This window comes from Enhygromyxa salina (assembly GCF_000737335.2).
Lineage (GTDB): Bacteria > Myxococcota_A > Polyangia > Nannocystales > Nannocystaceae > Plesiocystis > Plesiocystis salina_C.
Window position 1 is genome coordinate 1 of sequence record NZ_JMCC02000134.1, and the last position, 23,449, is coordinate 23,449.

The 23,449-nt window shown below is 66.4% G+C and carries 8 protein-coding genes; all 8 read right to left on the bottom strand.

Annotated features, from left to right (window positions below):
* Positions 1 to 441: 441 nt before the first annotated feature.
* The 8 genes from DB30_RS36110 to DB30_RS41930 all read right to left on the bottom strand — a co-directional run bounded on the left by DB30_RS36110 (position 442) and on the right by DB30_RS41930 (position 23,318).
* Positions 442 to 8,652 carry an NACHT domain-containing protein gene (locus DB30_RS36110; RefSeq protein WP_052557852.1) on the bottom strand — a complete coding sequence of 2,737 codons (8,211 nt, stop codon included), beginning with the start codon at positions 8,650 to 8,652 and terminating at the stop codon, positions 442 to 444.
* 2 nt (positions 8,653 to 8,654) lie between these two features.
* Positions 8,655 to 11,639 (bottom strand): caspase family protein, encoded by a 2,985-nt coding sequence (locus DB30_RS36115; RefSeq protein ID WP_052557854.1) that lies wholly within the window; start codon positions 11,637 to 11,639, stop codon positions 8,655 to 8,657.
* A 9-nt stretch (positions 11,640 to 11,648) separates the two neighbouring features.
* Positions 11,649 to 13,616, bottom strand: coding sequence for a caspase family protein (locus DB30_RS36120; protein WP_052557856.1), 1,968 nt, complete (start codon positions 13,614 to 13,616; stop codon positions 11,649 to 11,651).
* Positions 13,613 to 15,385, bottom strand: a complete 1,773-nt coding sequence (locus DB30_RS36125) for a hypothetical protein (RefSeq protein ID WP_052557858.1) — start codon at positions 15,383 to 15,385, stop codon at positions 13,613 to 13,615. The genes DB30_RS36120 and DB30_RS36125 overlap by 4 nt, the downstream gene beginning before the upstream one ends.
* A 45-nt stretch (positions 15,386 to 15,430) precedes the next feature.
* Complete coding sequence (locus DB30_RS36130) at positions 15,431 to 15,619, bottom strand: hypothetical protein (RefSeq protein ID WP_052557860.1); 189 nt, start codon at positions 15,617 to 15,619, stop codon at positions 15,431 to 15,433.
* A 346-nt stretch (positions 15,620 to 15,965) separates the two neighbouring features.
* Complete coding sequence (locus DB30_RS36135) at positions 15,966 to 20,048, bottom strand: tetratricopeptide repeat protein (RefSeq protein ID WP_165704099.1); 4,083 nt, start codon at positions 20,046 to 20,048, stop codon at positions 15,966 to 15,968.
* On the bottom strand, positions 20,012 to 21,646 hold the full coding sequence (locus tag DB30_RS36140; protein WP_052557864.1) for a CHAT domain-containing protein: 1,635 nt from the start codon (positions 21,644 to 21,646) through the stop codon (positions 20,012 to 20,014). The genes DB30_RS36135 and DB30_RS36140 overlap by 37 nt, the downstream gene beginning before the upstream one ends.
* Before the next feature lie 67 nt (positions 21,647 to 21,713).
* Positions 21,714 to 23,318: a hypothetical protein gene (locus tag DB30_RS41930; protein ID WP_052557866.1), complete on the bottom strand. Its 1,605-nt coding sequence runs from the start codon at positions 23,316 to 23,318 to the stop codon at positions 21,714 to 21,716.
* Positions 23,319 to 23,449: the final 131 nt, after the last annotated feature.

Sequence of the window (23,449 nt, forward strand, 5' to 3'; positions counted from 1 at the left end):
GAGAGAGCTCTCACGTCGCTCGCCAATGCTCGCGGCCAGTGCGAGACAAACTCGCCGCTTCGCTCGCGATCTACGTGACCCGGTACACCAAGATTTATGGGTAGTCTCCTGGCCAGCTGTTAGCGAGCGAGCCAGTTGAGTGCCAGGCTCGGGTTCTCGGACCTGTTAGATGAGGTGATTGGCCGCGGCCTCTGGATGTATCCCGTCACTGGAGATGCTCGACTCCCACGTGATGTCAACTGCAGGTCAGCCGCGCTCGAGCAGGCAGATCTGCGGTGTAGCGAGGTGGCTGCGTGAGTCAGAGTCAGCGCGAAAGGAGCGAGGCCAACCTTCCGTCACCAGCTTTTCGAGCTCGTCTTGGTCGCAAGTATGTGGACCTCGTTCACGCAACCGGTTCTGGCGACAACGAGCGTGATTGGTCTCTCGGTAGAGGCGTCTTCGCTATGACTGCACGGGTTCGGATCGAAGCTCGAAGACCGTCGAACTCCGAATGCCGATGGAGTTGCCATACGCGATCGCATAGGGGGCATCGGCGACCAACTTGGAGGCCCTGAAGGCTTCGCCGACACCCGCGCCGTCAAATAGACCAGCCAAGAACGCTGCGATGAAAGCTCGTGCATCGGCATCTTCGACAATCTGTTCGCAATGAACAACGGCGCCCGCAACATGAGCCAGCTGTTCGGCCGCATCGACGGAGCAGGTATTGAGCGCCAGGATCGGCAGATGGCCGCAGGTCATCTCGACAATCCGGACGAACTCGTCTAGCGGGAGGTACAGTCGGTCGTTGGGGTGCGGGCCGCGAAGCTCAAGGCCCTGCTGTGGGTCGTGGTGCCCGCTGAACACGAGGATCGTCGGCCGATGGCTACGCAGGCCGGTGATGAGGTCCCGCTTGTTGACAGCGGGAAGCGGTTCGAGCACGGCCCGGTCGCGGATCGCGGTGACAATCTCCTTGTGCTCAAGACCGATATCGAGCGGCCGCTGGCTGGGGGAGGCCGTGGCGTAGAGTACGAGTGGTGGTTGCCGAGGTGCGCGAGAGGCGACACCGGAGAGCGTGTTGCCTGCCCAGTAGGCCGTGTCCGACTGCTCAAGCAGCGCGTGCGCGGCTTGGGGGTCGAAGGTCTGCCAGCGCTCGAACAACTCCATCCCGAGCGCACGCTGGTCGGGCTTGCCGTGAAGACCGATGGCGATCGACACGAGATAGTCGTCGCGGAAGAGGCCTGCCCCAACCGGCTCACTCGCTGCGATATGGCGGGCCGCACGGCCGACGTCGCCGGGGCGGGCGTCGATGAGCTCCGACAAACCCTTCATGAGCTGAGCACGAGCTTTGGGGAGGATCGCGTGCCCGCGTGCTTCGAGGACGAGCAGTGCGTCGAGCATGTCCGTCGTCATGCGGAGGCCATCGCGGTGGAGGTTTTGAAACAGCGAGTCGAGCCCGGGGGGCGAGGCCACCTTCACGAAAGGGACCAGCGCCCAGTCGACGGCCGCAGGCGACTCAAGGTCGTTGCGCGCGGTTGCGAGTCCATGAAGAACGCCGAGTTCGTGGTCGGCGAGTGACGTGGTTAGCCATGACTCGGCCAGCGGGCGGGCCCAACGACGGTGCTGGTTGCCGCATGCGAGCATGGTCGTGAGCTCATCGGCTGCCCGGGCGCCGCTTGGCCACGGATTGCTCCGCAGCGCCTCTAGCCACCTGCGCATCCTCGATTCGTCGATGTGGCGCCTGAGGTACAAGAGCTGGTAGGCACCCACTGGACTACCGAGCACGCTCGGGTAGCGCTCGAACAAGCGCGCGAGCCAATCCAGCCAGCGTGGTACCAGGAGCGAGCCTGGCCACAGCTCGAGGTCAAGCAACAGTCGCCAGCAGGCGGCTGGCAACCGGTCGAGCTGAGCGTCGAGGAATTCGAGGCACGCCAACCACGCGTCGTCACCTTCTGCCACGAGGCGCAGCCAGACCGCGGCGCGCAGCGCCGAGTAGATGTTTGGCGTGCCATAGGCCCGTGACGTGGGTGGAAACAGGGGCCGGTCGTCAGCCTCGGTTTCCGCGGGTTCGTCGTCATCCGGGGACGTGCGCGGCCCCCAGTCGAGCGCGAGCGCCTCGTCGACGATCCTCACGGCGATCGCTCGTGCATCATTTGAGAGGCGGCTCGCAACATCGCCGAGCACATCCACGCAGGTTTGACGAAACCACAGGTCGGCGTGGAAACCACGAGCCCAGGTCGCGTTCAGCGTGTCGACGAGGTCGTCGGGCTCGACCTCGTGGTTCTCACTGGCCCCGCGCAGGAGCGCGCTCGCAGAGTAGAACTGACCGCGGTCTGGCAGCTGGGGGAGCAGCGCGAGCACGCGAGCGCCATCGCGCTTGCCAAACTCACGAAGCTCTGCGCCCATGCGCTCGTTGGTCAGCTGTGTGCCCTGCTCGATGGTCTCACTTGCGCCATCGTCGTAGCGCCCGAGCGCGGCGAGCACGTTGGCGTCGGGCATCCGAGCGAGCTGTTGGTGGTCGTAGGGGCTACGACTGTGGACAGGGTAAAATCGCGGCGGCCGATACTCGGCGGTCTCATCCGTGCGCGACGCCTGGGCGACGGCAACGCGTGCTTCGGGAAGCAGCGGGGCTTCGGTCAGGTGCTTGGCCAGATATGCGCGGTAGGCGATATTCCTGTGCAACAGCTCCCGGCGTTCGGTGGCTTCGAACTTGAGTTTGCCGTGCAGGTAAGCGGGATCTTCGATGTTGATCGCCCTGATCTCCTCCCACAACTGGGCAGCCTGGTTCTCGTCGATTTTGGGGGCGAGGCTGGGCAAGACGCGAGGAATGGCTCGCGTGAGTAGCCAGCGTCGGCGATCGGCGAGCAACAGCGCGACGATCCGAGCGCTGTCTTGCTCGACGACGTGCGCGGTGGCCTCGAGGATCATCGACTGGATGACGTCGTGGTTGGTCGTCGCAAGCCGGTCGACCCACGCCCAAAACGACTCGCGCGCGGTCCGAGCCAGGGCTTGCAAGGCCACGCCAAATCCGACGAGCGGACCATCGCTCATCCGCAGCTGCATTCGGACTGGACGCAGATAGCGGCTGTACCGGTCACTCAAGAAGTGACCGGGTCGGCGCTCGTAGCTCACGTTGATAGTGACGGGGATGAGCGCAGGGGTGATGGTCTCAAGGTACTGCGTCGGGTTGTGTTCAGCCGCTCGCTCCCAATCCAGGCCGCTCGCCAGATCCCAAGGAGAGCTGAGCCGCGACTTCTCAGCTACGCGATCGCGCGCCCCATCACGCCACACTCGAGCGGCGTAACGAGCAACAAAGCGGGCTTCATGCTCAGGCGCATGCTGGCCGAGGGTGTAGGCGACCCGACGAACGTGGTCCTCCCCCATACCCGCCTCGACGAGCGCGAGCGCGAGTTCGGCCCCCCGCTCAGTCCAAGACCTGCGCCGGCAGAGGACCTCGCTCGCCCATGCGACCCGGGTGTCATCCCCCATCCACGCCTGCTCGATCCAACCTTCAATGATCTCCGGCGCAGACGACCAGAAGCTGGCGAGCACCCCTACGAACTCCCCCCCCAGATCCGTCGACATCAGCTGGCGAATCGTGTCGCGCAGCTCGTCGAACCACATCGGGCTGCCAGCTACGGCAGTGCGGGCAACCGGACGAACGCCGCGCTCGCCCAGACCCCGATATCCGATCGCCTCGCGCATCCACTCGATCTCGTCGGGGCTCGGGTGCAGCTGCTCGCTGATGTGCTCGACGAGCAAGACCCGCACATGCGCGCGTAGGTCCGGTGTTCGCCACAAAGCTCGAACGGTGCGGCTGTACTGCGCTCGACCGATACCTCCGAGGACACGTAGGGTCGCGCGGAGCAAGGGGCGGATGGCGAGGCCATCTTGACGGGCGAGGACGAGCGCGACCAGCGACTGATCATGGATCACTCGCTCGGCCCGAGCGTAGTCAAACAGGCTCTGGTGCACGAACCCGTAGCGGCCGTCTATGGCGGTCAGGACCCCACGCTCGCACCAAAAATCGAGCGCGCAGTTCGGCGAGGGTTCGGACCACAGCGACTCGCGCGTTTCAAGCTGCTGCGTCAGCGCGCGCAGCTCGGCCTGGCGCTCGCTGGGAGCAGTGTTGACCCGCTGACGCCAGAAGGCCGCGAGCAGCGTGCTCTCGTCGGACTCTCGGTCGTCGAGCTCGAGCATCAGGCGCAGGGCCCAGGGCGTGCGCGCGCGGACGAACTCTTGCGCGACGGACTCGCCCTTGATGAGTTGCCAGGCCCGCGCGGTTGTTTCGGATGGGAGCGGATGGAGCTCAAGCTCGCGTGCCAGCCCTTCATCGCGCAGCTTGCGAAGGCGCGGGTCGTAGCGGAGCTCGAAATGGCGCGTCGAGGCGATGACCTGGACGCCCTCGATCTTGCAGGCTTGGCGTACCAATTGGAGCAACATGACCAAGCGGCGGGTTTTCATGTCGACCGTCGTTGCCAGGGCGTCGAGCTGGTCGAAGATGAGGCACACCCTTCGCTCACAGGCAAGCTGCTTCAGGACCCGATGGAGGCGGGTGCGACCGAAACCGAGCCAGTCGCACAGTTCGAGTTCATCCGAGATCGCATCGGGGATGAGGTCGGCCTTGATCGCTACCACTGTCCAGGCCGCGCGAGGCAACAGGTCCGACAGCCAACGAAGCAGCGACGACTTGCCTGTTCCTGGCCCGCCCATCAACAAGATCGGACGATCATCGTCGTCGAAGGTCAGCTTGAGCAGCTCGAGTTGCTCACGGCGGTCGAACCAACGGCCCGCGGTCCGATGTTCCCACACTAACAGGCTCGCCGCTCCACCTGTCGGCGTGTTCGCGGCTACGCTGGGCTCATCCTCGGTCACGTTAGGAGTACTTGGGCGTTCGTCGAACGACCACACATCCGCGTGGTCGTAGAGCCAGTGTTGGGCAAGGTCGGACGGTCGCTGGCCAACCAAATCCATGGCCGCGAGGGTCCTGTACGGCGTGTAGTCGTGCTGCAGTCGCGACCAGATCCAGTGCGCGAACTCGCTGCGCAGCTTTGGATCTGCGGATGCGAGCAACGCCTCGAAGATCGCCGTCGCTGTTTGCAGTCCGATCGAGTGCTGGCAGGCGACACATAGCCAGGCCACGGGAGCGAGGGGGGCGAGCAAACGCATGTGCTCGTGCATGTTGTTGTCCGGAAAGCCGCACGCGTCGAGACGGAGCACGGCGGCCATCGTCGATAGCTCGCTGGCGCGGGCAGGCCCGCTGACGCGGCACAGCGCAACGATGGCTGCGAGCGAGCCTGTGGTGCTGAGGCCAGCGTGACTGAGGGCGTGGGCTTCGAAGCGAGCTAGCGCGTCGCCCGTGATCGCAGCTCGCGGAAGCGAATGAAACACCAGCTCGCGCGCGAGCGCGTCTTCATAGTTGTCGCGGGTGATCTCGCGAGCGAGGTAGGTATCGAGCGCAGGCCGCAACGCGTCGAGCATGGGCCCAGGCATGTCGCGCAGCAGCAGGGCCGCGAGACGAGCGTGGTTGCCACCTCGCTCAATCCATGCCTCCAGCTGGGTGAGGACGACTTCGGTTGTTTGCCAGTGAAACCACCCGGCGTTGATCAAGGGCTCGGCGGCGCTCGTCGGAACGAGGCGACCGCTCTCGACTTGGTCGATCAGTCCGGTGGTGTAGGTGCACGCCCTGGCCGCAACCTCGGGGTGGGTGAGTAGCTCGGGCAGGAGCCGATAGGGAATGATCACCATGTTGAACGGCGGTCGAAACCACGCGTACGGAAGGAGTTCGGTAAAGAGCGCGCGAGCGTCCGAGCGTTCGAGCACAGGCTCGAGCATCTCGATGATGCTGAAGTGACCTCCGATCTTGGCGTCCATGCTTCGACGCAAGTAGGCCAGTAACGCATCGAGCACGCGCTCGTCTTCGCTGACGAGCATCCGCAAGACCTGGTTGGCTGCCGGCTCCACCACGAGCGACCAGGGCATGGCGCGAGCGAAGACGTCGACGAGGACCTCGGGATGGCGTTGAGCAATGCGAACGACGGCCGTGAACGCGGCCGTGTTGTTGTAGCCGCAGGCCTTGCGCCGGGCGATGTCGGCGAGCGCCTCATGTGTCGTACCGAGGACGGGAACGAGCCACCGCCAGCACGAACGTTGGACGAAGATCGAGTAGCGGGAGACGGGTGTTCGGTGGTCGAACATCCGTGGGCCATCAGCCAGGGTCGGAGGTGGGTCCCCGTTGACGCTCATCGAAGAGCGAATTGTCTTGGCGGCCTCGGGGCCACCGGGCGCGGCGAGGAAATCAGCGCAGATGTCTTCGCTGCATTGGCCGAGTTCGAAGAGGTGCATCATGCCAACGCGGAGCACTTCGAGTGCCACCTCACCCGGTCGCAGCGCGACCGCAGCGCTGGCCGAGAGCGACTGGTCGCCGGACCAAAGGTGTGTGGCGAGATGTTCGATGGCAGGTTGGAGCTCGGGCGTGCGTGGTATCGATCGAAACACCCGACCCGCCGCGATAGCGACGTTCGCGTGGTTCATTTGGCCCTGATCGAGCATCTGCTGGTGGAGGAAGGCCCCGATCTCGGGGCTCGACGGTTCCCAGGCCTCCACGGTAGCCACGCGGACCCGGGCGCTGATATGGAGCAACCCATCGCGGGCGGCGAGTTCGGCGGTCGCGTCCTCATCGCTGCAATCGATGACCGTCGTCATGCGCTGACGGACCCGCTCGGCGGCTCGCGAATTCGCTCGGCACAAGGACTCGAGGACTTCGGCAGCCTTGGCCGACTTCCACCGTGAGCAGTCATCGATGACATGGCGCCACATGCACTCGACAGCCAGCACCGTGAGCTCATCGTCGAGGTCCGGCCCGAAGAGCGAGCACGCTCGTGCGGCGCGTGTCGCCATCCGGAAGCGGAAGGCGTCGCGGCCCCTCGTGAGGTCGAAGATCCGGCCGAGCCGAGCGCGAGCACGCTCTGGTTCGAGTTCGATCTCGAGTGCGAGCGCGACCTTGGTCAGCTCACCGAGTTCGAGCCGCCCCCCAGGGAGCTCGAGGTCGTAGCCGTGGCGGATGCACGCGCGAGCGGCGAGGTACTCGACAACCCAGCGAGCGCCGGGTAGCACCAGGGGCTCGTCTCCCGTGCAGACCAAGCCTTCTTGCTCGAGGAAGTCCAAGATGGGGTTGAAGTGGGCGCGGGGAAATACCGATGGGTCCTTCTCCCGCGGGCCAAGCATGAGCCACAGGCAGCAGTCTTCGATGTCGTCCTCGTCGTGGCTGCGCTGGGTGCTCTGTTCCCGACGCTGCCGCCAGTCTTCGCGCAGATCCCTGAGCACGACACGAAGCAGCGCCAGAAGACCGGCCGAGGCCCGCTGAGCGTAGGCGCAGGCCAAGGTCAGGGTCAGCGGGTTGCCGGTCTCAAGCTCACCGAGTCGCGCATGAGCCTCGAAGCCCCATCGCCGAGCAAACTCGGCGATGTGGGCCTCAGTCCAGGGGCGGAGCTGGTAGCGAGAGAACACGGCGCGGGGCAGCGCGCTCTGAGGCCGACTCGTTACGACGAGTCGCGCGACGAAGTTCGAGTCGGACAGCTCGCGGAGGCAGCGCTTGCCCCACGACCAGAGGTTCGGCGTCAACTCATCGAAGGCGTCGATCAACAAGAACACCTGGTGGATCTCGCCGGGCCCGCACTTGACGAGATCACCGAACTCGAGCCGAGCGGCCCGATCCTTGCGGAGGTTGGCGAGCCGGGTCGCCGGCATCATCATCGGTACTGGCTCGGCTCCCTCGGGAGAGGTTCGCTGCGCGAGCTCGTGGGCCAGGATCATGAGCGTCGTCGACTTGCCCGAACCAACCTCACCTGTGAGCAGCAGAGAGCCCTTGCTTCGATCCCACACCTGCTCGATCGAGAGCACTTCGATGCCTGGCTGGTCGTTGGCGTCGATTGCAACGAGCTCGATCGGAACGATGAGTTCGCGGAGCGGGCGTTGCTCGCCCGTTCGACACAGCAGTCGCTCAGCCGGCCGCATCTGCTCGAAGTCGGCGATGATGTCGGCCAGCCACTCGCGCCGTCGCTCAAGCCGGCGCTCATCGACGGCGAAGTCCACGAGGTAGACCTCACTGGGGTCGACAGCTAGGGAGTGGAGCCGCGGTGCTTCGGCCGACTCGCCCGCGCCGAGGTCGAGCCGTCCACGCGCGAGCTCGAACGAGCCGCGGACGCTGTCGCCCTCGCGCAGCGCGACATAGAGCGTCCGGGCAAAGCTCCGGGCGGCGTCGTCCGTCACGACACCATCCATGCTGATGACCACGTCGACGTGCTCACTGAGGCACTCGGCGAGCGGCTCTCCGTTGCAGATGTTCAAGACCACGCAGCGCAAGCCCGGGATCGCGCGGGTGATCACCGAGCTCATCTGTGCAGGTGAGACGAGTTCGCCTGCGAACGCGAGCTCACCTGCATCGTTGGCGTGGCCGCTGATGTGGAGCATGTGTGGCGCGTACTTGCACAACTGCTCGGGTAGCTCGTCGAGTGTGGTCCTGCGGCGTCGCTTGAGCTCGAAGCAAACGTGATCGTCGGGCGTCCTCTGCTCGACGGCGTTGGAGATCTCGTCGAACTCCTGCGCGACGTCGAGTTTGGAGTCGGGCCCATCGGTGCCGAGCAGGAAGAGATCGAGCCGAGGTAGGTGGGGCACTCTCATGGCCCCCCCCGCAGGACGACCTTTGCGGAGACCCAGCGTGTAGGCTGCCGCCCGCCTCCGCCGGAGTATACGTTCTTCGTTAGCTCGCCCGCGCGCGCCCTTCCAATCACGTCCGCGAACCCCTGACGCAGCTCCAGCTGTTCGACTGCCGTCAACTCCATGGGCGTCGCGCCGACTGCCACGAAGCGATCGAACCCGGGCGTGCCGTTGAGGACGAAGGGCCTGCCGAGCTCATCGGGATACCAAAACACGTGCGTGCCAAAGCGTGGCACCGCCTCGCTCCCGAGCCACTCGACCTGGCCGTCGCGGGCGACATTGAGCACGCTGACGTGGAGCGGGTAGCGCGAGCGATTGAAGACTTTGACACAAAAGTGGGTCCCCATGTCGGCTCGGTAGCGTCCCTCCTCGTCGATGTCGATCTGGGGGAGATCGGGATCCTGGACGTCGTCAACCTGGATCTCGGCTCGAAGTAGCTGGAGGTCGAGTCCTCCGGAGATGGAGTTGGGAAGATCCGCCACCCCATCGGCGAGTTGCAAGGGCGCGCGGTAGCGTTGGCAGTGAGCCAGGACGTGAACCGCGACGTCGGTTTCGAAGCGCGTGAGCTCGTGGTCGCCGCCCGAAGCCAGGCCGAACAGCTCGTCACACAAGACCCACTGGCCGGTCTCGGCGTCCTCGACGACGCGCACGGGCGCGTCGGGGTCTTCGGCCACCATATCCGCGAGATGCTCCGCCAGCTCCGCGCGAAGCTCCGCGACCCGCTCGGGGGATCCATGCAGTGACAGGCGCAGCGCAGGCTCGCCGTAGCGCACGACGCGACAGCGAGGCCGCTGCGGCCAGGGGAAGTCCGCGACAGCCGTGGCGATGGCCTTCGCCGGGCTCGCCTCTTCGACGCAGAGCGTACCGACCCGGGCCGCGTCGTCGGCCCTGGAGTCGATCCGGGGCAAGCTGTGCGGCTCGGATCCATACACGCCGACCTTGGTTCCACGCGTGATGTTCAAGAGCGTGCCGGCGAAGACCTCGTAGCGACCGGCCTGCGGCTGCACGCGTAGCTCGCCGGGTTCGCGGGCCAGGCTGAGACCAAAGATGAGGCGCTCACCGTCGCCGATCAGCCACGGCTGCTGCTTGCCCTTGATGTTGGCATCGATCTCCGGCCACAGCTCTCGCCAGCTGCACTCGCGGCGGTCCTCGGGGGCGAGTTTGCGCAGGGCGTTGGTCAGCGCCCGGGTCAGCTTGCCCACGGATCGACCGTTCGGGAGCCTGGTCTCCTCGGCCTCCTGGTCCGCACGGCATGCGGCGACTATCAGCGGGGCGAAGCCGACGTCCAGACCAATTCCACGCTGGGGGTGGCGCACGTGCTCGGGCAAGTCCTTGGCCGCGATCGGCGGCAGTGGACAGCTGCGCACTGTGGCCCCTCGCGCGGCGCCGCCCGAGTGGCAGCAGTCGAGGATGACGGTGAGGTTCCGAGTGCGGCGAGCGATCGCGGCGAGTCGCCGGTTGAGCTCGACATCGTAGATCTGCCCGTCCCGCTCGCGGTAGTCGACGGGCAAGATGCACTCCTTCGCGTAGCGGTTGCGCTCGCCCTCGACGATCTGCATGCCGCCGTGACCCGAGAAGTGGATGACCACGCGATCTTCCGAGGTCACGACCGCGCTGGCGAGGTGCGCGAGCGCATCGCGGATGTTCCTGGCCGTGGCCGGGGTGGCATCCGGGAGGTCGTGGTGCCCGGGGTGGGCTGAGGCGAGGAGGGTGATCTCCTCCTGGTCGACGGCGTAGTGTTTACGCAAGACCTCGCCAACCTCGAGAGCGTCGCCGACACATCCGCGTAGCGGGCGGGTGGCGTAGGCGTCGACGCCGATGAGCAGCACGTGGTTGCGCCCCGCTCGCTCGCTCGTGCGATTATCGATGGCCTCGACCTCGGCCCTCAGATCCGCGTCGTCACTCGGCGGGCCTCCGTCCCCCGGAGGTCCGCCGACGCCGCGCACTCCCGAGGGGACGCGGACGCTGGCTCGCGCATCCGCGAGCTTGTTGCCTAGACGCCCGACCCGAGCCCTGGCTTCCTCCTTTGTGAAGCAGCCGTCTTGCTGGATGACCAGCCGCAGCGCCCTAAATCGATCGAAGAGTGTGTCGCCAGATCCCGCGCGCAGGCTGTCAAGCGCCTGGGCGCTGGTCCTTTGCTGATGCTGAACGTCGGCTACAAGGTTGTCGATGTCGGCCTCCAGTCCGCGCTCGAGGCCAAACCACGGTCGACGGCCGGGGTAGAACGTCTGCCGCCGAAGCCGGAGCAGCACCCAGGCGCCATCCTCAAGCACCTCGCCATCAAAGAGCGGCTGCGTGAACCCGCCCTTCGCCGCGATCTTCAGCTTGCCCTCGTCGAGCGAGCTACCGCGATGAAACAATACGTGCGTGCTATCCGCGCGGAGCTGATCCGGGCGGAGGTTGAGCTCGAGCCCGTCTAGGCTGAACAGGTTCTTGGTCTTGGCTGAGGACTGGGTCAGCTCGGACAGCGAGGCGACGAGATCGCCCGCTGCGGCCCCCAGCACCCGCTGCGGCCCGGTTGGTGTCGCGGTCTGGACCATGCCCGCGGCGATCCCCAGGCTCGCGCGAGAGGCTCCCTTGAGCATAGTAGCGATCGCTGTGTCGTGCTTGATCGCAAACAGCGAGACGTTGAGGGTGAGCGTACCGCCACAGTAGTTGCGGTCTGCGAGCACGGGTCGATCGAAGATCGGGGCAGTTCTCGCGTCGCCACGCAGCTCGAAGGTCCCCAGGCCGGCCTGGTAGCGCTCTCCACCGACGTTGATGTCGATCGTACCCGACGCGATCCAGGACCGCAGCCAGCTGTCGCTCTCGTTGATAAACCAGGTCACCGCATCGACGGCGAGGTAGTGGTGGTTTTCCTGCAAGCCCCCCTGGTCCGCGACCGACTCGGGTATGCAGTAGATGTGAAAGTCGCCGTCGCCGGCGGTTGCGGGCTTCTTGGTCATGGCCTGCTCCTAGCAATCGGGCGAGAGCGGTGCGTCCGCTCCTGCGAGGTCGAGCTCGAACTTGTAGATCCGAAACAGCGCGTCCGCGGTCGGCCGAGCCCCGCCGAGGGCGTTGCGAGCGAACGAGGGGGGCTTGAGCGGGTCTGTCCAGGAAAACCGGTTGACGCCGCGCTGCTCCCAGCTGCGCAGGTCGACGTGCTTGTCGGTCAAGATGACCATGATCGTGAACGGCAAGGGCGCGTCGGTCGACAGGATCGAGCGAGATGGTCGACGCAGCTCGATGCCGCGTACCCGCTCCTCGCGGCTTCGCTGGCCGAGCCTGTAGGTCTCTCGCGCTCGAATCTCCACGCCGCCCCCCTGCGCCCGGGACAGCAGCTCGATCCGCGCGTTGGGGTGGATGCAAAACACGCTGGCGTGGATGTCGAGCCGCGGCTCGATGATCATTGAGATCGCTTCACCGTCGACGAGGGTCGGACGCGCCTCGCTCAGCTCCTGCAGCCCGTCTGCGCGGACGCGGGCGAGTTGCGGCTCGCATTCCGGATCCAGCCTGCCACCGCAGAGGTTGGCGAGCGTGTTGGCGCGACCGATGCGGTAGGCGGCTTCGGCGATGTGTTGGGCGAGGTGGCGGGCACCCAGCGGCAGCTTCCCGGGCTGGAAGGCCCGGGGGACGTCGAAGCCGAGTTCGCCGCGAAACAGCTGTAGCTTGTGGTCTGCGAGCCGGAGGCAGGCGATCGCCGAGCCGGCTGGGTCAGGCTCGCGGCTCAGAGTCAAACCCACGGCCCCGATGCGAGCCTCGAGTAGCTCGTGCTCGACCTCGCTAGCGAAGCCGCGCAGCTCTACGGAGCCGCGAGACTCGCCAAACGCAATCGGTCGCGCTCGCGTTCCAGAGGCGATCCGCTCGACACCGAGCCTAGGTTTGATCGTGGCGAAGGAGCTGCTGACTGCGTCGACTTCACACGCGGCGGCGATCTCCTCGTTGCCCCTGTTCCCGAACGAGACGAGCTCGTAGCGATCCCCGCGGCGAAGATCTGCGAGCGCCCCCCCCACGAGGTGCACGCGGCCGCTGCTGATGTCGACGTCGACCGCGCCGAGCTCCTCGCGCTCGTGGAGGCGAAACAGGAACCGTCGATGGGGGCCCTCCACCGACACGAGCTGATCGTGGCCCGAGCGGCGCGGCGTCATGCGGATCATTCGACCGACGTCTTGCCAGGTGGTGTGAACCGGGTCGATCCGCGACAGGACGTCGTGCAGGGCGAGGGTCATGGCTCCGGCGGCTGAGTGGCCGCAGTCCGAGTGGTTGCAGGGCGTTTCGTAAGCCTTGCCGTTGGCTGAGGACGCCAGCAGCTGGACCGCGTGCGGGTTGGCCTCGGCCGCGCGGGTGTCCTCACCGAAACCTCGCTCGCGCAGGGTCTCGAAGTACTTCGAGGCCGCGCGAGCCCAGCGGCCCTTGCTCTCGTGGTAGCGGGTCGGTCGGTACCGGGACGTGTCCTGCCACTCGATCTTTTCCTCGGCGTGGTCATCCTCGCTTTTGCGGAACACCCGGCCGGCGAAGCAGCAGTCCATGATCACCGTGACGTTGGGGCTCTTCTTGGTGAGCCGGGCGAGCACGACGGACAACTCCGTGTTGGTGAAGCCGCGAAAGTTGCCCTCGGTGGACTTGGGAAAGTCGCTGGGGACCAAGAACCGATAGTACGAGTCCTCCCCGATGCCGGCGAGCTTGGCCCCGGGCGGCTCGACCTTGGATCCGTGGCCCGAGTAGTAGAAGACGACGATGTCTCCGGGCTGGGTGTCGGCGACCAGCTGGTCGAGGGCCGAGGCGATGTCATCGCGCGTCGCCGGACAGACCGAGGTGATGTTCGAAAACTCGTGCTCGCGCAGCGCCGCGGTCATCAGTTCAATGTCGTGCTCGACGCCGCTGAGATCTTTCGCGGGGGCGCCTAGTAAGAGCGCGCGCTTGGTGCTCGGTTTGGCGGTCATGCGTTCTCCGGGTCGGGGTAGAGTCGGGGGGTGGACTCCGAGCCGGGGTTCTTGATGCGAGTGAACAGCCGCCCGAGCTGGTGCGCGCAGCGCAAGTCTCCTCGGGTCCCATAGCCCAGCAAGAAGCCCTCGACATAGGCGGTGAGCTCCGCGGGCTGTACGTCGGGGCTTTCGAAGCCCACACACGAGGTCTCGGCGTGGGGCGTCCGGCTGAGCTGCTCGGCCAACTCGCTGGTGTTCGAAGACGCCAAAATGAAGCAGCAGGACTCCAAGTTCGCGGCCTTGATGCACGCGTTGAGGTACTTGTAGTCGATCAGCGGGACGCCCGAGACCGTGTTCGAGCGTGTATCGAACCCAACGCCGTCACAGACACCGCTGATGACGATGATCTTCGGGGCCGCCGCGGACGACGCGCGAGCCGTACGAAGATGGTGATCGAGCTGCTCGGGAGACACGTTCCACTCGAAGGCGAGCTCGAGCGTGGGCCCGACTAGGCGGGCCGCGCGGCGAGCTCGAAGGACCTCTTCGGCGTAGTCGAGCTGCGCGACCCGCTCGGGCGGCCGGAGCAGGAAGTACTGCACGGAGACGATCGGCTTGGGTTCGTGTGACCGACTGCGCGGAGGCCGGCCGGTCAAGCACTCATGCGCGTCCGCTCCGCTGATGTACGCGCCCGCTTCCTCGAAGGCGACGCGGCTGTCGGCGGTCCGCCCACGAACATCGTAGAATTTCGTGACGAAGGTCTCGCGCTCGGAGTCCTTGCTCTCCCGGCCGAGCACGATGACGTGTTTGGCCGGGAGTCGACGCTTGTCGACCCTGGCGACGTCCACCGTCGACCACAGCAGCATGCACTCCGCGGAGCCTCCGCCCGCGTGGGCGACGAGGCGAAACAAGTCGTCGAGCACGATCGGCGGCGGGGAGGTCGCGGGGTCGCCGAGCACGAGCTCGTGGCCGGTCTCTGTGGCCATGGCGTGGAGGTGTATGACCTGAGGCCGGTGCTCGAAGATCGTCGCATACAGCTCCTCGATGCTCGGCTCGATGGCCTCGACGAGGTTTGCGGTCTCGTGCTGTTGCAGCCCTCGTTTGATCGAGAACAGCTCACGCCCGAGCTGAGCGACGGCCAGGTTGTCCACGCCGCGGACGCCGGCGAAGATCCCGAGGACCTCCAGCGCCGCGCGGCGGCCGAGGCTCGCCAGCAGATCATCGATGGATAGGCGTCGAAGGCTGCTCGACTCCGGGAACGAGCAGCCTTCGACGCCGGCAGCGTCGTCGCCAAGCCCGAGTGCGGCCTCGCCCTCGGCGAAGGCCACGGCCAGGGTCTGGGAGTGGATGAAGGCCGCGCGGTACCAGGCCTCGAAGAACTTGGCGGCGCGGTCACCGTCGAGCTCGCCCTCGAAGCCAATCGCGACCGACGCGTGCGGCGAGATCGCCTCGGCTTGTGAACGGGAATTGCACGCGCTCAGCAGCACGCACGGAACGTGGCGTTGCGCGAACACCTTGGCGAGCGCCTCGGGCCGGGGAGCTCGGGAGCCGTTTGGAACAGCGAACTCGACTCCGGATTCGCTTCCGTGGGTGGCGATGTGCACGATCAGCAGCCGTTTGTCTGCGAGCAGCGCGAGCAGCTCCTCGGCCTGAACACCGAACCGGGACTCGACCTCGGGGCGCCGGTCCCCATCCAGACGCTCGAGAACCTTGTTGATGGCTTCGAGTTCCTGCTGCTGATCCGGCGCCTCGACTGGGGCCAGGTAGAGGATCTTGGGCCTAGCTCGCATCGAGGTTCCTCGTGGAGCACGCGAGGCCAGGAGCGACCATCATCTTCATGGGCATCGCCCAGGCCCGATGAGCGCGAACATGTCTTCGAGCGTCGCGTCGAGATCCTCGGCGTCGCACATGCGATCGTCCAGGTCGGCGTCGTGCCGGCAGACGGACTTGAGTCGCGGAGGGTTGGTCGTCACGATGAAGTGGAACGTCTCCGGCACGGTTGGCGCGGCAACGACTCGGGCCACTCCAACAAGATACCCCGCTCGGCGACGTCCGTCTCGCCCGCGGCCTCGCGCCGTAGGTCGATGGAAGTGTCTTGTCGTAGGCGTAGTACTCAGCGAGTTGCTGCACTTCTCGCCCAGCTGCAACGATGCGAGCTGCCCCTGTCCAGCGGGAACCGGCTTGGGGACGGTCTGCTGCGTCCAATGGTCCGGGTCCTGGTGCTCATCGAGCAGCGGACCCCAGCCGGCTAGGTCCACCGCCGCCGGAGTCCAGCCGAGTTCGTCGTCGGCCTCGAGGGGGCGCTGGCGATTGTCCGGTTGGTCTATCGGGTGCCCGTGGGCGTGCGCGGGCTGCCGTCCAACACATCACCTAAGAGGAAGATCGTCCGGCCCGGTCGAGGACCGAGTAGCGGCGGTCACGGTAGCGTCGCGTGGCGTAGCGCCGCGTGGCGTAGCGCCGCGCCATGTATGCCGGGCGACCGAGCGCTCGCCCGCAGCTCGAGCGCAGGAACGCCCACTGAAGCGTGGGCAGATGGTTGTCGCGGATCGCCGCGCGGAGCACCGCGCGGCGCAGATCGGGGGTCAGGCGGCCACGTCCGCGGCTGAACGAACGGCGAATCAGGCTGTTACGCTGGAGTCGCGGCACACGGCTGAAGGCACCCGGTTGGGTCTCGAGGAGGAGCGCGAGGGCTAGATCGCGGATCGAAACGTCATGGAGCCACCCGAGCGGGCTGGGGGCCGTCTGACCGCGGCGACGCTCGGCCCGCTCGGCCGGGGTCGGCTCCAGCGCGAGCAAGGCGACGAGTTCGGCCTCAAGCGAGGCAGATGCAAACATATCTGGCTGGTGATCGGCGAATTGTGAGGCGAGCTCGTGGCCGAAGTGGGCGCCGGCGAGGAGTCCGGCAAGGCGGTGGTTCCACTTGCCGGGGCCGAAGCGGTCGGGGTCGAGCACGAACCCCTCACTCGCACGCTCGAGCTCGGTCGGCTCCGCGCGTCGGATCAGGCAGTCGAACGCGGCCGCGCGCGCGGGCTCGGGGATGAGGTGGAGTCGTCGCCACCACCACCAAAACAAGGACCAGCTCAGCTCGAGCACACGCTGCGCGGGCAGCTCGTCACGTCGATCCTGACTGAGGCGGACGATGACGGTCTTGGCCAGGCCCAGGAGCCGCCACTCGAGTTGGGCGGTGGTCGCGGTCTCGCGCTGTTCGGCGGCGGCGCGCTCAGCCTCGAGCGCGCGAGCGAGGAGCTGTGCCGCACTATCTGCCGGAGTCGCCGGGGGTCCGTCGAGTTCGGCCACGACAGACACTGCGGCCGCGAACATGAGCGTCGACGAGAGCTCGCCCGTCGGGGCGGCGAGCCAAGCCCTCGCCCGCTCGCTCAGCTCGGGCGGTGGACGCCGGCCGCCCTCGAACGGCGACAAGCATGAACGCCCCAGGCGCCAGGCAGTCGGGACGGCGGCGTGGACGGACGTTCGAGGCTGGTCTTCGCCCAAGAGCTGGACGACCTCTTCGAGGTTCTTCGGGAAGGTGACGTCGCCCGCGAGCCCCCAACCGCTGGGTCCGAGGGGGTCGTCATCGGCGGACCGAGCGGGGGACTCGGCGTGGACCCGTACGAAGGCCTCACGGTCGCCGGGCTCGCCGACCTCGGCGAGGCGCACAGCGGCGGTCGCTAGCCTCGCGTCGAATGGCGCGACGGCGTGGGCCCAGGCTATGAGTGCCTCGCTGCGCCGTGGCGACGGCTCGCTGGCCAATAGCGCCGTCGGAACCTCGGCCGACAGCGACAGCATGCCATCTTCCAGCGACGCACTGGCGACTCCATGGCGAAGCGAGTCGATGTCGTTGGCGCTCGCGCCTTGGAGGACATCCCACCATGAGTAGTGCTGGCCACTAACGGGACTCGCAAACTGGTGCATGGTAAGCACCTCGCGGGGTTGGTCGCAAGTGAATGCGAGTAGGACGAGGTGACACAGCGGCGGTCGGGCGAGCTGCGGCTCGTCGCTGCCTCCGACGATGGCTACCGCGAGGCGCAAGGACGCGATCGCGTCGCGGACAAACATGTAGTCGTGGCGCCACCCCGCACAAAAAGCGACGGTGTGCTGGAGCGCGAGGTTCCACGCGCGGGCGCGGGCGGGGTGGCCTGCGATCCAACTCCCAAGCCAAGCCCAAAGCCGGCCCGCGGGCGTATCGCCGCTGAACAACACGCGATCACCGGGGCTCGGCTCGCGGCCAACGTAGGGTACGTCGTTTCCGTCGACGGCACCGTACAAAGGTGACTGGATGGCGGTGATCTGCAGCCACATGAACAGGCGCCAGTTGAGCTGGCACAGTTCCTCGGCGGCGAGGTCGGCGACGCGCTGGGCCAGCGCGTTCGAAAATGAAGATGCGAAGGCGTCGGGCACCGGCTCGCGCTCGCCAGCGTCGCCGCACCACGCGAGCCAGATCGCCCCTGCGTAGTTGTGGCAGACGTGGAACTGGGTCGAGGCGAGTGAGTCGAGGTTGGTGCGGGCGGGCCACTCGTATTGGTCAAGGACGCGCTGAGCACGGGGCGCAGCGAGCCCCAGCTCGGGATGCTGGAGACCGAGGTAGAGGATGTGGTGGGGCTCGAGCGCTGCGCTGAAGCCAAGCCTGACGAGGCCGATCGCAGTCTCGAAGCTCCGGGCTGGGGGAGCAAGCTCGGCGACGAGTTCGGCGAAGTCGAGGACGCGTTCGCCGAGGCCTCGGTGGGCTTCGAGCGCGCGCTCGAGCTGGTCGCGGGAGGTCCAGGCGAGGGTCTGGGCCAGCCCGACGGGTCCACGGGTGCTCCCGGCGCTGGTTGCATGGTCGGCTGAGAGCATCAATGCGCGAGGCCTCTCAACGAGGAACTGGCGCCAACTCCGGAGCTCGACCGCGATCTCGTGAAACATGGTCCAATGACGCGCAGCAGGTGGCGGGAGGTCAACGCTGGGGCGTTCAACGATCTCCAAGCGGCCGTGGTCGAGGGCCTCGATCATGACTCGGCGCACCCGCTTCGCGCGCTCGACTGCCTTCGCGCCCAGCTCGTGGACCTCGACTCGCGCGACGATGCCCTCACGGGTCGAGCGCGCGACCTCGACGCGCCGGATGGCGTCACAGCGAAGCACATTCTCGAGTTGCTCGCCGCGCCACAAATCTTCGATCACCCCCTCATCGAGGTAGACGTGATCGGGGAGCTCGCTGCGTTGTCGCTCGACGTCAATGCCGAGGGGCTCGAGTTCGTCTCGCAGCAGCCAGCCGTGGCCTGCGAGCGTCGCCAGCAGAACCTCTAACGACCACCGAACATCCTGGTCCGGACCATCGTTGCTGACGACCACCGCATGTGGTCCAGGCTTGGACACCCACTCGAGTTTGGTCGTGCGGTCGAGAAGATCCCGGAGTCGAGCAACGCGATCGTGGGCCAGGCGATCATTCCGGGCAGCCAGGCGTAGAACCGCTGCGTGGACGTGCTCACGCCAGATGTCGGCGAACATCGCCACGTGCCCGTCAGGGCCGAGTCGGTCGAGTAGCTCAGGCCACAGATCGAGCTCGGCCAGGAGGTGGACCTCGAGGTCGCCGAGCAGGATGAGCTGACCGGCGACGATCGGGGTCTCGCCTGCCACGCGTGGACGGAGAAAGGGCGGGACGAACACGGGCTCGGCCGAAGACCGAACAAGCAGACGCTCGAGCACGTCGGCGGTTTCGACGGCGGCGGTGCGGCGCAGCGCAGCGAACGAAAACATCCCGGCGCGCCAGGCCGCGTGGGCCTGGGTCCGCAATTTAGCCCAAGCGCGGAGGGCCTCGACGCCGTGGTCAAAGGACGCGCCCCAGGCCACGCCCTCTGCGATCAACCGGTTGAAGTCGGGGGCCGGGAGATCAGTCGGTGCCCCAAGCATGAAATAGAGTTCGACCAGAAGCCGCTCGACGAGAGCGTGGCCCGGGTAGTTCGTGGCGAGGCGTTGATGGATGGCACGGAGATCAGCACGGGTCTTTCGTCCGGGCGGTGCGGCGGCGGCCAAGATTCGCGCGACCTCCAAGAGAACGAGCGGGTCGCGGCTGGCAGCCTCCGAGTCCCGAGCTGTGCGGGCCAACTCGACGGCCTCTGGCTCGCGGTCGAGCTGTGTGAGGAGCCCAGCGTACGCGAGCCGAGCCTCGATAGGGGCGGAGCTGTCGAGCGCGAAGTAGCGCTCGAAGTAGCGACAAGACTCGAGCTGCCGCGAAGCTTGGAGCGCGAAGGCGGCTGTCCTCAGCAGCCCGGGATTGTCGGGGTCGAGGGCGAGCCATGGCTCGAGCAGCTGCGCGGCGTCGTCCTCTCGCTGGCACCGGGTCAGGAGATCGGCGAGGATCATCGCCTGGCCGAGGCCTGGCATGAGCGCGTGCGCGGCCTCGGCGTGGGGCAGCGCCCGCCACGGGCGCTCTGGGTCGCTTAGGAACCAGCCCACGAGCCACTGGACCACGGACACGGTCGGATGCAAACGTCCAAACTCAAGGACCCGGAGCTCGAAGGCCTCGTCCGCTTCGCCCGTGGCTTTCGCGTCGAGTGCGCGCGGAATTGTGCGCTCCACACGGTTCCTTCGTGGGCCAAGGCGATCCCGACCTCGCGGGGTTCGACGTCTTGGCCCAGGGCTCGAAGACTACGTATGAGCCCGTGGGCGTCGAAGGTGTGGCGCTGGACCTCAGCCGCGATCTCGTTGAGGGTCGTTCGGGTCGCGGGCGCCATCTCGGGTATCCTGGCGCGGGCCGTGGCCAGACCAGCGCTGAATCGCAGGACCGCCTGCAGCCGGCGCTCGGGCGCGAGCGGGCGGTGGAGTTCGGGAGAGTCGAGGGCCGTCTGGACGATCGCGCGACCGAGGACGAGCACAGCGTTGGCCAGGACCTCAAGTTCCATCTCGTCGTCGTCGAGGAGCGCAAGGGCGAGTTCGGCCGACGTGTCCACGTCGCCCACCCGGTCGTGGTGCAGCGCCATGTGAGCACGGAGCCTCGGCGTCGCGTCGGGCCCAGGCCTGGACAGAATCTCGCCGCGCTCGACCGCCAGCATCGCGGCGATGGCCCGCGGGACCGAGGACCATCGGGCCATAATTGCAGCCGCGAGTGCTGGCTGACGGACGTCGAAGAGGGTCTCGACGAGCCTGTGGCGCCAGGCGAGGTCTGGGCTTGGTGTTGACCCGAGAACACGCTTGGCGAGGACGATGAGTTGGTCGATGGCCTTGGCCTCCTCCCCGACGTGGAGCAGCGACACCGCGTAGGCGAGCTGCGTCAGTCCGAGCAGCGCTTCGAACTCGTCGGCCTCGTCATCTTCGGTCTCGGCCAGCTTGAGGGCCTGGGCGTGGGCGTCGCGGAACAGACCGTGGGCGCGCCCGAACTCGCCCTCCTGCCGCGCCGTGTTGGCTTGGCGGAACAGCGCGCGGAGACCCTCGGCAGCGATCGAGAGCAGCCGTGCGGTCGCAACGTCGTCCAGGTCCGCGACCGCGGCGTCGACGATTCCCGGGACGGGCGGTGAGTGGAGAAAGATATCGGCGGCCGATGTGCCCTCGGCCGGGACGAGCAGGCCAAGCTCGGGATCGACGTCGAGGTCGACCAGCGCATCGCGTCCGAGTTCAAACGCTCGATGGGCACTGAGCTCTTCGTTGATGCCGAGGTAGAATGCGCGAGTGAACGCCAGCGCGGCCTCGTCGTGCCACTCGTCATGATCGCCGCGGACCCCGATGACAACGGAGACGCGCTGCGCGATGACCCGGGCCTGGGCCAGCGAGTGACAGGCGTTGAGGACCACGCACTTGACCGTGTCTCGGGTCGCAAACGCGCGCGCGGCCGCTTCGTGCGGTGGCAGCTGGGGGCTCTCGTCGTCGTGCACGAACACGAGCTCCCCATCGGGCGTGCCATGGCCGATAAAGTGGACGATGATCGGACGGTGGAGGAGGATCTGCTTGCGGAGATCCTCGATGCTCGACTGGGGCCGGTACTGGGCGACGAGGCCAGCGCGACGACCGAAGGTGTCGTCGATTGCCTGGTACTCCCGGGACGCGGCGACGGGGGGCTCGCCGTCGGGGCTCGAGCCCACTACCAGGATCGTGTGGCGCCTAGAGCCCTTGGGGGCGATTTTCCTGGGTTTTTGAGTCAAGTTTCACTCAGGCAGCCACGCGGCCGGTCTCCCGGAGCCTGATCACCTCCTCATCCACGCGGTCGACGGCTTTGCGTAGGCGGGTCGGAGCCGGAGGATTGTCGTCGTTGGCGGCGGCGAGTCCTGGGCGGAGCACGCAATTGTAGGTCCGCGTGATCAGCAGGGCCGCCTTCAGACCAAAGTCCGTCACTTGATAGCGATGGGTTTTGGGAATGCGTTCGATGAGGCCATGCAGCCTCAGTCGACGCAAGTCGTAGGTCATCTTGCCCTGGGTGAAGTGACCGGGCGCGAGGCCCAGTAGTTGCGCCATTCGTCCGCGCAGATCCTTGTTGGAGAAGCCACGGGGCAAGAGATTGAAAAGCAGGATGGCCATGAGTAGCGCGAGCGCACGCGAGTCGCCGAAGCGTAGCCCCGATGCTCGCTGTCCTTCGACGACCACAGGCTGGTCGACCTTGGCGAAGGCGTCCTCGCCGAGCGTGGAGTCGTGGCTGATGCGTTGGACATCGAGCAGCCGTCGGTTCGCGGCGAAGCCGACCTCCTTCAGGGCGGGGAGGTTGTGGACGAGTTTGTTGACGACGAAGTCCTTGGTCTTGTTGATCGTCGTCTCGGTCCGCAGCGCTCGTCCCTCCTTGAAGTACTGCTTGATGCGAGTGTTCTTGTAGTCGACGTGCAACGAGGGAATGACACCATTGGTGAAGACCCGCGTGCGGAACTGTCCGGGTGTCCGTTTGGTGACGCGACGGCCGAAGATCAGCTGGACTCGATCGGGGCGTCCGATGTCGAGATTGTCGCGGATGACCTGCTCGAAGAACACTCGGCCAGACAGCGGGCGGTCGAGCACCTGTGTCAGAGAGAATTCGGACTGAAGCATCGAGATGTTGTAGCCGCAGCGGGGCTGGGTTTCGTCCGTGAATGGATGCGGCAGCCGTTTGAACCACTTGTGCACGAGCCCCACGATCTTCTCGGCGTTGAGGCTGTCGCAGATCAGCTGCAGAGCCTTCGGGTCCTCGCACCAGGCGATGCCATTGTCGAGTGCCTCGTAGCCGATGCCGCGCTTGCTCAGCTGTCGCTTGACGTACTCGTGGCCGTTGATGCACAAGCGTCCGGTGTAGGGAAAGTAGGAGCCGAACTTGAGGAAGAACGGCCCGAAGTCCTCGTCGACGCAGTAGAAGTAGTACTGGTTGACGATCCTCGTGGTCATATAGAGGTCGGGGTAGCTCTTGCCCGTCTGGGGATTGTGGCGGCGGCGAGTCGAGGGCGTGCGGTTCTTCTCCTGGGCCTTGCCGATGAACAGCACCCCCTCCGCAAGTTTGAAGTCCCGCAGGTAGGCTTTGGCGAGGTCCTCCTTGCGCTGTTTCTTGCGGAAGGTGACCAGGTCGATGACCTCCTTCTCGGCGAAGCGCTCGATGCAGGACACGAAGCGCCGGGTCATCGGCATCATCAGGGCCGTGGACGCGAAGTCGTACCCGAGGTCCTTGCGAAAGTAGTGGGCAATCCCGCGGGGGGTCTGCAGGAGTGGGACATACAGGTTTAGGTACATGCGGTCGATGCACTCGACCTCCAGTGTCACGTGCTCCTCGAGCACATCCGACACGCTGCGTGCTACGGTCATCGCTGAGCCTCCCGGTCATCACTGGGGTTTAATCTAGCCCCACCAACCTCACGCGAGGTCACGGGCGCTTGCCCGGCTTTCGGCTCGGCCGGGAGGCTCTTCGCACCAAGTCGGCGCCTGCTGCGGCGAGG